At 72.5% G+C, this 14,531-nt stretch carries 11 protein-coding genes; 10 read left to right on the plus strand and 1 reads right to left on the minus strand.

What is annotated here, in order from left to right:
- Window positions 1-6: 6 nt before the first annotated feature.
- From iolB to ACGF8A_RS06860, 7 genes are all read left to right on the plus strand, one after another.
- Window positions 7-819: a 5-deoxy-glucuronate isomerase gene (gene iolB / locus ACGF8A_RS06830; protein WP_393104974.1), complete on the plus strand. Its 813-nt coding sequence runs from the start codon at window positions 7-9 to the stop codon at window positions 817-819.
- The gene (gene iolD, locus ACGF8A_RS06835; protein ID WP_393104977.1) at window positions 816-2,693 is read left to right on the plus strand and encodes a 3D-(3,5/4)-trihydroxycyclohexane-1,2-dione acylhydrolase (decyclizing); all 1,878 of its coding nucleotides are present in this window, start codon (window positions 816-818) and stop codon (window positions 2,691-2,693) included. Before iolB ends, iolD begins: the two co-directional genes overlap by 4 nt.
- Window positions 2,694-2,707: 14 nt before the next feature.
- On the plus strand, window positions 2,708-4,216 hold the full coding sequence (gene mmsA, locus ACGF8A_RS06840) for a CoA-acylating methylmalonate-semialdehyde dehydrogenase (RefSeq protein ID WP_393104979.1): 1,509 nt from the start codon (window positions 2,708-2,710) through the stop codon (window positions 4,214-4,216).
- A gap of 121 nt (window positions 4,217-4,337) precedes the next feature.
- Window positions 4,338-6,989 carry an alpha/beta fold hydrolase gene (locus ACGF8A_RS06845; RefSeq protein ID WP_393104981.1) on the plus strand — a complete coding sequence of 884 codons (2,652 nt, stop codon included), beginning with the start codon at window positions 4,338-4,340 and terminating at the stop codon, window positions 6,987-6,989.
- Window positions 6,986-7,846 carry an ABC transporter permease gene (locus ACGF8A_RS06850; RefSeq protein ID WP_393104983.1) on the plus strand — a complete coding sequence of 287 codons (861 nt, stop codon included), beginning with the start codon at window positions 6,986-6,988 and terminating at the stop codon, window positions 7,844-7,846. The genes ACGF8A_RS06845 and ACGF8A_RS06850 overlap by 4 nt, the downstream gene beginning before the upstream one ends.
- Window positions 7,847-8,004: 158 nt before the next feature.
- A complete protein-coding gene (locus tag ACGF8A_RS06855) occupies window positions 8,005-9,552 on the plus strand; it encodes a von Willebrand factor type A domain-containing protein (RefSeq protein ID WP_393104985.1) in 1,548 nt (515 codons plus the stop codon).
- Window positions 9,553-9,654: 102 nt separating this feature from the next.
- Window positions 9,655-11,583 carry an AMP-dependent synthetase/ligase gene (locus tag ACGF8A_RS06860; RefSeq protein ID WP_393104987.1) on the plus strand — a complete coding sequence of 643 codons (1,929 nt, stop codon included), beginning with the start codon at window positions 9,655-9,657 and terminating at the stop codon, window positions 11,581-11,583.
- Between the two features lie 75 nt (window positions 11,584-11,658).
- Here ACGF8A_RS06860 and ACGF8A_RS06865 read toward each other — a convergent pair whose 3' ends face one another.
- Window positions 11,659-12,054: a rodlin gene (locus ACGF8A_RS06865; RefSeq protein WP_393104989.1), complete on the minus strand. Its 396-nt coding sequence runs from the start codon at window positions 12,052-12,054 to the stop codon at window positions 11,659-11,661.
- Between the two features lie 245 nt (window positions 12,055-12,299).
- Here ACGF8A_RS06865 and ACGF8A_RS06870 point away from each other — a divergent pair, with 245 nt between their 5' ends.
- The 3 genes from ACGF8A_RS06870 (at window position 12,300) to ACGF8A_RS06880 (ending at window position 14,499) form a co-directional block, all read left to right on the plus strand.
- Window positions 12,300-12,695, plus strand: coding sequence for a rodlin (locus tag ACGF8A_RS06870; RefSeq protein WP_393104992.1), 396 nt, complete (start codon window positions 12,300-12,302; stop codon window positions 12,693-12,695).
- A 237-nt stretch (window positions 12,696-12,932) separates the two neighbouring features.
- On the plus strand, window positions 12,933-13,160 hold the full coding sequence (chpD, locus tag ACGF8A_RS06875) for a chaplin ChpD (protein WP_393104994.1): 228 nt from the start codon (window positions 12,933-12,935) through the stop codon (window positions 13,158-13,160).
- 106 nt (window positions 13,161-13,266) lie between these two features.
- Window positions 13,267-14,499, plus strand: a complete 1,233-nt coding sequence (locus ACGF8A_RS06880) for a chaplin family protein (protein WP_393104996.1) — start codon at window positions 13,267-13,269, stop codon at window positions 14,497-14,499.
- Window positions 14,500-14,531: the final 32 nt, after the last annotated feature.

Raw genomic sequence — 14,531 nt, forward strand, 5'->3', positions numbered from 1 at the left:
GGCCGCATGAGCAAGGAGTTGCACGTCCCGAAGGGCGCCACCGCCGACGCCTGCCACGCGCTCGACATCGACCCGAAGCGGGCCGGGTGGACCCACAGCAGCCTGCGGATCGTCGAGCTGGAGGCGGGCGGGACGCACACCTTCACCACCGGGGACAGCGAGTGGATCGTGCTGCCCCTGCAAGGCGGTTGCACGGTGCGCGTGGCCGACGCGGTGTTCCAGCTGCTGGGCCGGGAGAGCGTCTTCGCGTCGGTCTCCGACTTCGCGTACGTGCCCCGGGACGCCCAGGCACAGATCACCTCCGGCGCGACAGGCCGCTTCGCCCTGGCAGGAGCGAGGTGCGAGCGACGACTCCCCGCCCGCTACGGCCCCGCGCCGGAGGTCCCCGTCGAGCAGCGCGGCAGCGGCACCTGCGCCCGCCACGTCCGCAACTTCGCCTCCGCCGACGCCTTCGCGTGCGACAAGCTCATCGCCGTAGAGGTGATCACCCCGGGCGGGAACTGGTCCTCGTACCCGCCGCACAAGCACGACGAGCACCGGCCCGGCGAGGAGTCCGAGCTGGAGGAGATCTACTACTTCGAGATCGACGGCCCGAACGGCTTCGGCTACCAGCGCGTGTTCCCCTCCCGCGAGGGCGGCGCCGACGTGCTGGCCGAGGTCCGCACCGGTGACGCCGTCCTCGTCCCCGACGGCTGGCACGGGCCGTCCATCGCGCAGCCGGGCCACGACATGTACTACCTGAACGTCATGGCGGGACCTGGCCGGACCCGGGAGTGGCGGATCTGCTTCCACCCGGACCACACGGAGGGATATCGATGACCACCAGGCTCACGGTCGCGCAGGCGCTCGTACGCTTCCTGTCCGCGCAGTACACCGAGCGGGACGGCGTACGCCGGCGGCTCATCGGCGCCACCTGGGGCATCTTCGGCCACGGCAACGTCGCCGGGATCGGCCAGGCGCTCGTCGAGTACGCGGACGAGATGCCCTACCTGCAGGGCCGCAACGAGCAGGCCATGGTGCACGCGGCGGTCGGCTACGCCCGCCAGTCCGGCCGCCTGTCCACGCACGCGGTGACCACCTCCATCGGTCCCGGCGCCACGAACCTGGTCACGGGCGCCGCCCTCGCCACCGTCAACCACCTCCCGGTGCTGCTGCTGCCCGGCGACATCTTCGCCACCCGCCCCGCCGACCCGGTCCTGCAGCAGCTCGAAGTGCCGTACGCGGGCGATGTGTCGGTCAACGACAGCCTGCGTCCGGTGTCGCGGTACTTCGACCGGGTCACCCGCCCGGAGGCGCTGATCCCGGCGGCGCTCCAGGCCGTGCGGGTGCTCACCGACCCGGCCGAGACGGGCGCGGTCACGCTCGCGCTTCCGCAGGACGTGCAGGCCGAGGCGTACGACTGGCCGGAGGACTTCTTCGCCGAACGCACCTGGGCGGTACGCAGGCCGGGCGCCGACCCGGCCGAACTCGCCGAAGCCGTCCGCACGATCAGGGCCGCCGAGCGGCCGCTGCTGATCGCCGGCGGCGGCGTCCGCCACAGCCGCGCCGAGGGCGCCCTGGCGGAGTTCGCCGAGGCCACCGGCATCCCGGTCGCCTCGACCCAGGCCGGCAAGGGGTCCCTGCGGTACGACCACCCGCAGGACGTCGGCGGCATCGGCCACACCGGCACCGCCACCGCGGGCGAACTGGCCCGCGCGGCCGACCTGGTGATCGGCGTGGGCACCCGCTACACCGACTTCACCACCGCCTCCGGAACGCTCTTCGCCGACCCGGACGTCCGCTTCCTCAACCTCAACATCGCCGCCTACGACGGCCACAAGCTCGCCGGATCGCCCCTGATCGCGGACGCCCGCAGCGGCCTGGCGGAGCTGACCGAGGCGCTGCAACTGCACGGCCACCGCGTTGCGGAGGCGTACGTCACCCGCTACACCGAGCAGAAGGCGCGCTGGGAGCGGCGCGTCGACACCGCCTACGAGGCCGCCGACCCGCAAGCGCGGCCGACACAGCCGCAGGTCCTCGGCGCGCTGGACGCGCTGGTGGACGAGACGGACGTGATCATCAACGCCGCCGGATCGATGCCGGGCGACCTGCACAAACTGTGGCGGGCCCGGTCCAGCGACCAGTACCACCTGGAGTACGGCTACTCCTGCATGGGCTACGAGATCCCGGCGGCGATCGGCGTGAAGCTGGCCGCGCCGGACCGGCCGGTGTGGGCCCTGGTCGGCGACGGCACCTACCTGATGATGCCGACGGAGATCGTCACCGCCGTGCAGGAGGGCATCGCGATCAAGGTGCTGCTGGTGCAGAACCACGGCTACGCGTCCATCGGCGGCCTCTCCGAGGCGACCGGCGCGGAACGCTTCGGAACCGCCTACCGCTACCGGGAGGCCGACGGCACCTTCTGCGGCGCCCCGCTCCCCGTGGACCTGGCCGCCAACGCCGGGAGCCTCGGCATGCGGGTGCTGCGCGCCCGGACCGTCGGCGACCTGCGCCGCGCGCTCTCCGAGGCGCGGGCCGCGGACACTCCCACATGTGTCTACGTCGAGACCGAAACGCCCGACACAGTGTCGGGCGCGCCCGAGGCGCAGGCCTGGTGGGATGTACCCGTGGCCGAAACCGCGACCCGACCGTCCGCGGTCAAGGCCCGTGAGCTGTACGAACGGCACGTCTCGACCCGACGCCGCCATCTGTGAAGGAGTAACCGGTCATGACGAAGATCGTCAACCACTGGATCGGCGGCAGGACCGCCGAAGGCGCGTCGGGCACGTTCGGGCCGGTCACGGACCCGGCGACCGGCGCGGTCACCACGAAGGTCGCCTTCGCCTCCGCCGACGAGGTGGACGCCGCGGTCGCGGCCGCCAAGGAGGCCTTCGCGACCTGGGGCCAGTCCTCGCTGGCCCAGCGCACCTCGATCCTCTTCAAGTTCCGCGCCCTGCTGGACGCGCACCGCGACGAGATCGCCGAGCTGATCACCGCCGAGCACGGCAAGGTGCACTCCGACGCCCTCGGCGAGGTGGCCCGCGGCCTGGAGATCGTCGACCTGGCCTGCGGCATCAACGTGCAGCTCAAGGGCGAGCTGTCGACGCAGGTGGCCCACCGCGTCGACGTGGCCGCCATCCGCCAGCCGCTCGGCGTGGTCGCCGGCATCACGCCGTTCAACTTCCCGGCGATGGTCCCGATGTGGATGTTCCCGCTCGCCATCGCGACCGGCAACACCTTCGTGCTGAAGCCGTCCGAGAAGGACCCGTCGGCGTCGATCAGGATCGCCGAGCTGCTGGCCGAGGCCGGTCTGCCCGACGGCGTCTTCAACGTCGTGCACGGCGACAAGGTGGCCGTCGACCGCCTCCTGGAGCACCCCGACGTCAAGGCCGTGTCCTTCGTCGGCTCCACCCCCATCGCCCGCCACATCCACACCACGGCCTCCGCGAACGGCAAGCGCGTCCAGGCCCTCGGCGGTGCCAAGAACCACATGCTCGTCCTGCCCGACGCCGATCTGGACGCGGCGGCCGACGCGGCGGTCTCGGCGGCCTACGGTTCGGCGGGCGAGCGCTGCATGGCCATCTCGGCCGTGGTGGCGGTCGGCGCGATCGGCGACGAGCTGGTGGACAAGATCCGCGAGCGCGCCGAGAAGATCAAGATCGGCCCCGGCAACGACCCGACGTCCGAGATGGGCCCGCTGATCACCAAGGTCCACCGCGACAAGGTGGCCTCCTACGTCGAGGGCGCGGCGGCCGAGGGCTGCGAGGTCGTGCTCGACGGTTCGGCGTACACCTATGAAGGTGCCGGCTTCGAGGACGGCCACTGGATCGGCATCTCCCTGCTCGACAAGGTGCCGACGTCGGCGAAGGCCTACCAGGACGAGATCTTCGGCCCGGTCCTGTGCGTGCTGCGCGCACAGACGTACGAGGAGGGCATCGCCCTCATCAACGCATCCCCGTTCGGCAATGGCACCGCGATCTTCACCCGGGACGGCGGCGCCGCCCGCCGCTTCCAGCTGGAGGTCGAGGCCGGCATGGTCGGCGTGAACGTGCCGATCCCGGTCCCCGTCGGCTACCACTCCTTCGGCGGCTGGAAGGACTCCCTCTTCGGCGACCACCACATCTACGGCAACGACGGCACGCACTTCTACACCCGCGGCAAGGTCGTCACCACCCGCTGGCCCGACCCGGCGGACGCCCCCGCGGGCGTGGACCTGGGCTTCCCGCGCAACCACTGACCCGCCCCGCCGCGTACCGCGCTCGCGGTACGCGGCACCGGCCCCGTACTCCCGTGGGAGGGCACGGGGTTCAGCCCCTGAGCTGTCCATGGCCGGCAGGTTCGCCGCGTACCGTTGACGCATGGATCTTCGCTCGCCCGGACTGCGGGGGCTGTTGCGGCGGCCACGACGGCTGATGGCCGCCGCGGTCGCCGTCGTGGTGCTCGCCGGTGCCGGTACGTGGACGGCAGTCGCCGACGACGAGGCGCCCGCGGTGCGCCGCGCCGACCGGGTGCTGCCCGGGGCCGGCGGGGTGCGCGTCGACACCTCGTACTTCACCACCGCGGCCGCCGGCCGCCGCCCCGCCGTGCTCCTGGCGCACGGCTTCGGCGGCAGCAAGGACGACGTGCGGCAGCAGGCGGAGGACCTGGCCCGCGCCGGGTACGCGGTACTGACCTGGTCGGCACGCGGTTTCGGCGGCTCGACCGGCAGGATCGGCCTGAACGACCCCCGGGGCGAGGTCGCCGATGTGTCGAAGCTGCTCGACTGGCTGGCCACGCAGCCCCAGGTCGAGCTCGACAGGTCCGGCGACCCCCGCGTCGGCATGGCCGGCGGCTCCTACGGAGGCGCGATCTCGCTGCTGACCGCGGGGTACGACGACCGGGTGGACGCCATCGCCCCGGCGATCACCTACTGGAACCTGGCCGACGCCCTCTTCCCGAACGGCGTCTTCAAGAAGCTGTGGGCCGGCGTCTTCGTCAACTCCGGTGGCGGCTGCGCCAAGTTCGAGCCGCGGCTGTGCGAGATGTACGAGCGGGTCGCCGAGTCCGGCATCCCCGACACCGAGGCACGCGAACTGCTGGAGGAGCGCTCCCCTTCGGCGATCGGCGACCGCATCGACGTCCCCACGCTGCTGGTGCAGGGCCAGTCGGACTCGCTGTTCCCGCTGGGCCAGGCCGACGCCGCGGCGCGGGCCATCCGGGCCAACGGCGCCCCCGTGGACGTCGACTGGATCGCCGGCGGCCACGACGGCGGCGACATGGAGACGAGCCGGACCCAGCAGCGCGTCACGGCCTGGTTCGACCGCCACCTCAAGGGCGACGAGGGCGCCGGCACCGGCCCCGCCTTCCGCGTCACCCGCACCGGCGGCGTCGACTCCACCGACGGCGAGGCCCTGCTGCGGGGCGCGAGCGCGGACACCTACCCGGGCCTGGACAGCGGCCGGCGTCCGGTGGCCCTGACCGGACCCGAGCAGACGTTCGACAACCCGCCCGGCGCCGGCCCGCCCGCCGTCTCCGCCCTGCCCGGACTCGGCGCCGGCGGCGGCCTCGCGCAGCTCTCCGCGCTCGGCGTCGGCATCTCGCTCGACTTCCCGGGCCAGCACGCGCGGTTCGAGTCGGCGCCGCTGACCGAGGACCTGCGCATCACCGGATCCCCGACGGCCACCGTCCACGTCCGCTCCAGCAGCGAGGACGCCGTCCTGTTCGCCAAGGTGTACGACGTCGGCCCCGACGGCCGTCAGCAGGTGCTGCCCTCCCAGCTGGTCACGCCCGTCCGCGTCGAGGGCGCGAAGGCGGGCAAGGACGTGACGCTCACGCTCCCCGCCGTCGACCACGAGGTCGGCAAGGGCCACCGGCTGCGCCTGGTCCTCGCCTCCACCGACCTGGCGTACGCCTCCCCGGCCGCCCCGGCGACGTACACCGTCGCCCTCAAGGGCGACCTGTCGGTGCCCACGGCCCCCGGTGTGACGGCGGCGGCCGCGCCGCTGCCCGCCTGGGTGTGGTGGCTGCCGCCGGCCAGTGCCCTGATCGCGCTCGCGCTGCTGCTCTCGGCCCGCCGCCGCACCGCCACACCCGCACCGGACGCTTCGCTCTCCGAGGTCCCGCTCGTGATCACGGATCTGAGCAAGCGGTACGCGAAGTCGGCGGACCGGTACGCGGTCAGGGACCTCTCCTTCCGCGTGGAGAAGGGCCAGGTGCTCGGCCTGCTCGGCCCCAACGGCGCGGGCAAGACCACCACCCTGCGCATGCTGATGGGACTGATCCGGCCGGACGGCGGCGAGATCCGCGTCTTCGGCCACGCCATCCGCCCCGGCGCGCCCGTGCTGTCGCGGGTCGGCGCCTTCGTGGAGGGCGCGGGCTTCCTGCCGCACCTGTCCGGCCGGGAGAACCTCGAGCTGTACTGGCGGGCGACCGGCCGCCCCACCGAGGACGCCCACCTCGACGAGGCCCTGGAGATCGCCGGCCTCGGCGACGCGCTCGCCCGCGCGGTGCGCACCTACTCGCAGGGCATGCGCCAGCGGCTCGCCATCGCGCAGGCCATGCTGGGCCTGCCGGACCTGCTCATCCTGGACGAGCCGACCAACGGCCTCGATCCGCCCCAGATCCGCGAGATGCGCGAGGTGATGATCCGATACGCGGCCGCCGGCCGCACGGTGATCGTCTCCAGCCACCTCCTGTCGGAGGTCGAGCAGTCCTGCACGCATCTCGTGGTGATGGACCGGGGCCGGCTCGTGCAGGCGGGCCCCGTCGGCGAGATCGTCGGCTCCGGCGACACCCTCCTCGTCGGCACGGGCACCCCCGTGGAGGACCCGGTCGCCGAGAAGGTCGCCGCGCTGCCGGGCGTCGCCTCGGCCGTGGTCACCGGTGACGGGCTGCTGGTCAGGCTGGACACCGGCGGCAGCGCCTCGCGGCTGGTGGCCGAACTGGTCCGGCTGGAGGTGCCGGTCGCCTCGGTTGGCCCGCACCGACGCCTGGAGGACGCGTTCCTCACCCTGATCGGAGGTTCCGCATGAGCACCCCCGCTCTCACCGACGTCGCGTCGGGCTACCGGGCGGGCCGCACCCTGCCCCTGCGGGTGGAACTGCTCCGCCAGTTCAAGCGGCGCCGCACGCTGGTCATGTACGGCATCCTCGCCGTCCTGCCCTTCGTGCTGGTCGTCGCCTTCGCGATCGGCGGCGAGCCGGACGGCGGCGGCGACCGCATCACGCTGATGGACACGGCCACCGCCTCGGCGGCCAACTTCGCCGCCGTGAACCTGTTCGTGTCGGCGGGCTTCCTGCTGGTCATCCCGGTCGCCCTGTTCTGCGGGGACACCGTCGCCTCGGAGGCCGGCTGGTCCTCGCTGCGCTATCTGCTCGCCGCTCCCGTGCCACGGGCGAGGCTGCTGTGGTCCAAGCTCGTCGTCGGGCTCGGCCTGAGCCTGGCCGCCATGGTCCTGCTGCCCGTCGTCGCGCTGGCCGTCGGCGTCGCCGCCTACGGCTGGGGCCCGTTGCAGATCCCCACCGGCGGCGCGCTCGACGCGGGCACGGCCGCGCAACGGCTGGTGGTGGTCGTGGCGTACATCTTCGTGTCCCAGCTGGTCACCGCGGGACTTGCGTTCTGGCTGTCCACCCGCACGGACGCGCCGCTCGGCGCGGTCGGCGGCGCGGTGGGCCTGACCATCGTCGGCAACGTCCTCGACGCCGTCACCGCCCTCGGCGACTGGCGCCACTTCCTGCCCGCGCACTGGCAGTTCGCCTGGGCGGACGCCGTACAGCCCGAGCCGCAGTGGTCCGGCATGATCCAGGGCACCGCGATCTCCGTGACGTACGCCCTGGTGCTGTTCGCGCTGGCCTTCCGCGGTTTCGCCCGCAAGGACGTGGTGTCCTAGGTCTCCGGAAGATCACCCACCGGTCTCGGCGGCCCCGCTCCGTAGCCCCTTCGAGACGTAAGCGCAACGCTTCGTCACGCACGATCCGGCCCCCCGCGCCGTCACAGTCACTGACGTAGGCGCCCGACGGCGGTCAACGGACACAGGGGGTACGCGAGATGAAGCGGAACCGGACACGACGCCTCGCCGGGGCGCTGCTGGCGCTCACCACGGCGGGCGGCCTGCTCCTGACCGGATGCTCCGGGAGCGGCACCGGCGAGGGCAGCCGCGCGGACAGCGCGGAAGGGGCCGACGGCTTCCCGGCCCCGGCCCCGCCCGCCCCCGACTCGGGGGAGGCGAGCGGCGAGCAGCGGCAGGACGGCAGGGACGGCGAGTTCGCACCGGAACCCGACTACCTCTCCACCTTCGCCCTCGACGTCGACACCGCCTCGTACGGCTACGCCCGGCGCACCCTCGCCGAGGGCGGCCGGCCGCACCCGTCGACGATCCGCCCCGAGGAGTTCGTCAACAGCTTCCGCCAGGACTACGAACGCCCTGACGGCAACGGCTTCTCGGTGACCGTCGACGGCGCCCGTACCGGCGCGCGGGACTGGTCCCTGGTCCGCGTCGGCCTGGCCACGCGCCCGGCCGGCGACGACGGCGAACGCCCGCCCGCCGCCCTCACCTTCGTCCTCGACGTCTCCGGCTCGATGTCCGAGCCCGGCCGGCTGGACCTCGCCAAGGAGTCCCTCGGCGTGATGACCGACCGGCTGCGCGACGACGACTCCGTCGCGCTGGTCACCTTCAGCGACGAGGCCGAGACCGTCCTGCCGATGACCCGGCTCGGCGGCAACCGCGGCAGGGTCCACGACGCCGTCTCCGGCCTGGAGGTCCAGCAGTCCACCAACCTCGGCGCGGGGGTCGAGACCGGGTACGCGACCGCCGTCGAGGGCCTGCGCGAGGGCGCGACCAACCGGGTCGTCCTCGTCTCCGACGCCCTCGCCAACACCGGCGACACCGAGGCCGACACGATCCTCGCGAACATCGGCGGTGCCCGTCGCGAGCACGGCATCACCCTCTTCGGCGTGGGCGTGGGCAGCGACTACGGCGACGAACTCATGGAACGCCTCGCCGACCGGGGCGACGGCCACACGACCTACGTCTCGACCGCCGAGGAGGCCCGTGAGGTCTTCTGCGAGGAACTCCCGCAGCACGTCGACCTCACCGCCCGCGACGCCAAGGCACAGGTCGCCTTCGACCCGGCGACCGTCGCCCGGTTCCGCCTGATCGGTTACGAGAACCGCGAGGTCGCCGACGAGGACTTCCGCGACGACCGCGTCGACGGCGGCGAGGTCGGCCCCGGCCACACGGTCACCGCCCTGTACGCGGTCCGCACCAGGCCGGGCGCCGAAGGCCACCTCGCCACGGCCACCGTCCGCTGGCTCGACCCCGCCACCCGCGCCCCGCACGAGGAGTCGGGCCGGCTCGAGACGGCGGCCCTGGACGACTCCGTGCGCGGCGCCTCCCCCCGCTTCCAGGTCACGGCGGTGGCCGCCTACTTCGCCGACGCCCTGCGCCGCGAGGACACCCGCTACGCCCCGCTGCCCGGCGCACCGGGCATCCGCGAACTCGCCCGGCAGGCGGACGATCTGGCGCGGCGGACCGAGGACGAGGCGGTACGGGAGCTGGCGTCGGCCATCGACCAGGCCTCGGGCATCGCGCACTGACACCGGCCGCCCGGCGAGTTGGCGCGCGGCCCATTGACCTTTCCTTACTTCCGGGTAAGTTGACCTTGCGTCAACACCGGGCACGGCAACGCGGGAGCCGCCATGGGCGTACGCAGGGATCTGAAGCGGGCCAAGCAGCGCACCGACCTGGCGGCCCGCGCCGAGGTCGAGCTGACCAGGGACGACAGCGGCACCGTGCGTCAGGCGCACACCCCGCCGATGGCCGCCCCCCTCACCACCGGCAGCATCGCCGACATCCCGTACACGAACGCGGCCGAGGCCCCCGGCGCGGTGGTGCTGCGGCGCAGGACCGAGAACGGCGACTGGGCCCCGGTCACCGCCGCCGCATTCGCCCAGGAGGTCACCGCGGTCGCCAAGGGCCTGATCGCCGCCGGCCTCGAACCCGGCGGCCGGGTCGCCGTGATGTCCCGCACCCGGTACGAGTGGACGGTCCTGGACTTCGCCGTGTGGGCGGCCGGCGGCCGGACCGTCCCGGTCTACCCCACCTCCTCCGCGCCGCAGGTCGACTGGATCATCCGTGACTCGGGCGCCCGGCACGTCGTCACCGAGACGGCCGGGAACGCCGCCACCGTCATCTCCGGCACGGCGGATCACACCCACCCGCCCCGCGTCTGGCAGCTCGACGCCGACGCCCTCACCGACCTCATCACCCTCGGCGAGAACCTCCCCGACGAGGAGGTCACCAAGCGCCGTGACGCCCTCACCCCCGGCACTGCCGCGACGATCTGCTACACCTCGGGCACCACCGGCAGGCCGAAGGGCTGCGTCCTCACCCACGCCAACCTGCACGCGGAGGCCGCGAACACCGTCGAACTGCTCCACCCGGTCTTCAAGGCGGTCACCCGCCGGACCGCCTCGACGCTCCTCTTCCTCCCGCTCGCCCACATACTCGGCCGCACCCTGCAGATCGCCTGCCTGCTGGCCCGGATCGAGATCGGCCACTGCCCGAGCGTGAAACCGGACGAACTCCGCCCGCTGCTCAAGGAGTTCCGGCCCACTTTCCTGGTCGGCGTCCCATACCTGTTCGAGAAGATCCACGACACCGGCCGCGCCACCGCCGAGAAGATCGGCCGCGGGGCCTCCTTCGACCGCGCGGACCGCACGGCCGTCCGCTTCGCTCAGGCGCACCTGAGGAAGTTCCTCGGCACCGGCAAGGGCCCCGGCCCGGGCCTCTACGCCGCCTGGGCGCTGTACGACCTGCTGGTCTACCGCCGTATCCGCAAGGAACTCGGCGGCCGGCTGCGCTACGCCATCAGCGGCGGCTCCCCCCTCGACCGCAACCTCACCCTCTTCTTCCACGCCGCCGGAATCGTCGTCTACGAGGGCTACGGCCTGACCGAGACCACCGCCGCCGCGACCATCGTCCCGCCCCTCGAACCCCGCCCCGGCACCGTAGGCACGCCGGTCCCCGGCACCGCCGTCCGGATCGCGGCCGACGGCGAGGTGCTGATCAGGGGCGGCATCGTCTTCGAGGCCTACTGGAACAACCCGCGGGCCACCGACGCGGTCCTCAGCGGCGGCTGGTTCGCCACCGGCGATCTCGGCGCCCTCGACCAGGACGGCTGTCTCACCATCACGGGCCGCAAGAAGGACATCCTCGTCACCTCCGGCGGCAAGAACGTCTCCCCGTCGGTCCTGGAGGACCGCCTGCGCAGCCGCTCACCGATCGGCCAGTGCCTGGTCGTCGGCGACAACCGCCCCTACGTCGGCGCTTTGATCACCCTCGACCCCGACGCCGTCGCCCACTGGCTGGCCATGCACAAGATGCCCCCGGACACCCCCCTGTCCGCGATCCGCCAGGACCCGCGCCTGCGCGCCGCCGTCCAGCGAGCCGTCGACCACGCCAACGAGGCCGTCTCCCGCGCCGAGTCGATCCGCGCCTTCACCCTGGTCGAGGGCGAGTTCACCGAGGAGAACGGCATGCTGACCCCCTCCCTGAAGGTCAGACGGCACGCCGTGACGACCGCGTACGCGAAGGAGATCGAGGCGCTGTACACGACCGGCGGCTGACAACCCCGCACACGGGCGCGGACACATGAAAGGGCGGGCCGCCGAGGTGCTCGGCGGCCCGCCCTCAGGACGATGTCACCCGCCGTTGGCCGACAGGATCGACACGTCCTCCAGCAGGTGCGCCAGCGCGCCGTCGCGCTTGGCGTTGGTGGAGTTCTCCGCACACTGCTGCTGCGTGTGGTCCGACAGGATCGGGATGTCCTGGATCGGGACGGCGCCCAGGGCGCCTACGCCGACGGGCAGGTCGTTCACGGCGAGGCAGGGCTTGTTGAAGGAGCCCTGGATCAGCGCCATCTGCGGGCTCATGTTCCCGTGCGTGGCCGAGTTGCCGAAGCTCTGCAGTGCGGCGTTGCCGTTCGCGGCGGTCGGGCCGCTGTCGTCACCGACCGCAAGCGCCTGCGGTGCCGCGCCGGCGGAGGCGCCCATGACGGAAGCGGCGATCGCAGCGGTGGCAAGAACCTTCTTGATCATGGCCAGTCCTTTCTTAGGAAACCCCGTCCCCGGAGCGTTCTGGACAACTGTGCTCGCCCTGCGCGGTTTCCCCCGATCACCCTCTCGGTCGACACCTGAGCTCTTTGTGTGTTCGTCGTTCCCGGTGATTATCAGGCGTTTGGACGGATCGGCCGGGCCAACCGGGTGAACAGCCGCAACCAATCATCCGGGCCCGGGTTGATGAGGCCGTAGGACATGCGTCGCTACGAGGAAAGGAACGCGAAGTGCTCAAGAAGGCAATGGTCGCCGCGGCGGCCGCCGCTTCCGTCATCGGTATGTCGGTTGCGGCCGCTCCCCACGCGCTTGCCGTCGGGGACGACTCCGGGCCGTCCGTGGCCAACGGAAACGGCGCGTCGTCGTCGTTCGGCAACTCGGCGACCAAGGGCGACATGAGCCCCCAGCTCTCGCTGGTCGACGGGTCGCTCAACAAGCCCTGCCTCGCCGTGCAGGACGTCCCCGTCGGCGTCGCGGCCGCCGTCGGTCTGGTGGTCCAGGACATCCCGGTCCTGTCCGACCACACGCAGCAGCAGTGCGCGGACAACTCCACGAACACCAAGCGTGACGCCGCGCTGAGCCACATCCTCGAGGACCTGTCGGTCCTGTCGGCGAACGGCGACTAAGGCGTCCCTCGCGCAGCCCGGGCGGTCCGCTGATTCCCCCAGCGGACCGCCCGGCGGCGTACTGGAAAGAAGTTATTTACCGAGCAATCGGGTGAATTCAGTGGTGTTACCCGTTCCATAGTTTCTTCGGCTGTCAATTTCTCGTTTGCAGGCTGCAGGTCATGGTGCGAGCCGTACAAGCTGTGCTCGCTCGGTCTCGGCCGTCCAAAAGGCATGACCGCAGAGAAGGGAAAGTTCATGAAGAAGAGCGCTGCTCTTGTCGCGGGCGCGATCATGGCTCTCGGGATGGCCGCCCCGGCCTTCGCCGACTCCGGCGCCGAGGGTGCTGCCGTCGGTTCCCCGGGTGTGCTGTCCGGCAACGTGGTCCAGGTTCCCGTGCACGTTCCGGTCAACGTGTGCGGCAACACCATCAACGTGATCGCGGCGCTGAACCCGGCGTTCGGCAACTACTGCCAGAACGACTGACGGCGTAACGCACCAGCCGCTCGGCTGCGCCACGGCCGGCCTTGGACGACCTCACTCTTCGCCAAGGCCGGCCTTTCCCTCTCCTCCGAGCAGGAAGACAACGAGATTGCGAAAGAGCCTGGGTAAGGGAGTGGTCGCGGCGGCCGCCGCGACGAGCATGCTGTCCCTGTGCGGCAGCGCCGCCCTCGCCGACTCGACGGCGGGCGGGGCGGCCAAGAGTTCGCCGGGTGTGGCCTCGGGCAGCAGCCTCGAGGCCCCGGTCGGCCTACCGGTCAACGCCTGCGGTGACGCCGCCGACGGGGCCGCCGGTCTGAACCCGGCCTTCGGCAGTTCCTGCGACGAGGCAGCGGACTCGTCCGGGACGGCCGGAGCGTTCGATCACGAGAAGTTCTCCGAGGACCTGAAGCAGGACGTCTACGCGGACGCCGCTCCCGCCGAGAACCGCGCCATGGACAGCACCGTGGCCGAGGTGGCCGAGGAGGCCGGGACCGGGCAGGGCACCGGCTCGACCTCCGCAAGCGCCACCGACACGTCCGGGAGCACGGCCCTCGACGTGGCGCAGGACACGGCCACCGCGGAGTCGGGGAGCAAGGCTCCCGACACGGCGGACGACACGGCCACGGACATGCCGGCGAGCAAGGCTCCCGACACGCTGGACGACACGGCCACGGACATGCCGGCGAGCACGGCTCCCGACACGGCGGAGGACATGGCCGCCGGGACGTACGGGAGCACGGCCACGGAAGCGTCCGGGAGTACGGCAGCCGGGCCGTCCGGGAGCACGGCGACCGGGGCGCCGGGGAGCACGGCCGACGACGCGTCCGAGGACATGCCGGGGGCGCCGGGCGCCGACGGGACGTCCGACGGTTCCGCAGCAGGCCTGGGCAGCAGCCTCACCGACGACCTGCTCAGCGGTTACGGCTACGGCGACGCCGGTGGCTACGGCTACGGTGACGCCGGCGGTTACGGCCACGGCGACGGTGCCGCTTACGGAGACGGTGCCGGCTACGGCTACGGCTACGGCGAGGAAGGCGGCTACGGCGACACCCCCACGACGCCGCCGCCTCCGGCCACGACGCCGCCCCCGTCGACGCCGCCTCCGTCGACGCCGACCCCGAGCCGGCCTCCGGCCAGCACACCGCCCCCGCCCCCGCCGTCCCCGAGCGAGCCGCCGGCGCCCACGGGCACACCCCCCACCGACGGTGAGAATCCGGAGCCCCCGCCGTCCCTGCCCGAAACCGGAACCGAGGCCGTACTGGCCGCCTCGGGTGCCGGCGCCGCGTTGATCCTGGGCGGTGCGCTGCTCTTCCGGCGGGGCCGAGCCGGACACCGCAGGTAGAACCCCTGGTGCCGGAGACCCCGGCCGCCAGG

This window comes from Streptomyces sp. NPDC047706 (assembly GCF_043204795.1).
GTDB lineage: Bacteria > Actinomycetota > Actinomycetes > Streptomycetales > Streptomycetaceae > Streptomyces.

Excerpts from the sequence above, each read along its gene's own strand:
- iolB (WP_393104974.1), top strand. The coding sequence starts at position 7 with ATGAGCAAGGAGTTGCACGTCCCGAAGGGCGCCACCGCCGACGCCTGC.
- iolD (WP_393104977.1), top strand. The coding sequence starts at position 816 with ATGACCACCAGGCTCACGGTCGCGCAGGCGCTCGTACGCTTCCTGTCC.
- mmsA (WP_393104979.1), top strand. The coding sequence starts at position 2,708 with ATGACGAAGATCGTCAACCACTGGATCGGCGGCAGGACCGCCGAAGGC.
- ACGF8A_RS06845 (WP_393104981.1), top strand. The coding sequence starts at position 4,338 with ATGGATCTTCGCTCGCCCGGACTGCGGGGGCTGTTGCGGCGGCCACGA.
- ACGF8A_RS06850 (WP_393104983.1), top strand. The coding sequence starts at position 6,986 with ATGAGCACCCCCGCTCTCACCGACGTCGCGTCGGGCTACCGGGCGGGC.
- ACGF8A_RS06855 (WP_393104985.1), top strand. The coding sequence starts at position 8,005 with ATGAAGCGGAACCGGACACGACGCCTCGCCGGGGCGCTGCTGGCGCTC.
- ACGF8A_RS06860 (WP_393104987.1), top strand. The coding sequence starts at position 9,655 with ATGGGCGTACGCAGGGATCTGAAGCGGGCCAAGCAGCGCACCGACCTG.
- ACGF8A_RS06865 (WP_393104989.1), bottom strand. The coding sequence starts at position 12,054 with ATGATCAAGAAGGTTCTTGCCACCGCTGCGATCGCCGCTTCCGTCATG.
- chpD (WP_393104994.1), top strand. The coding sequence starts at position 12,933 with ATGAAGAAGAGCGCTGCTCTTGTCGCGGGCGCGATCATGGCTCTCGGG.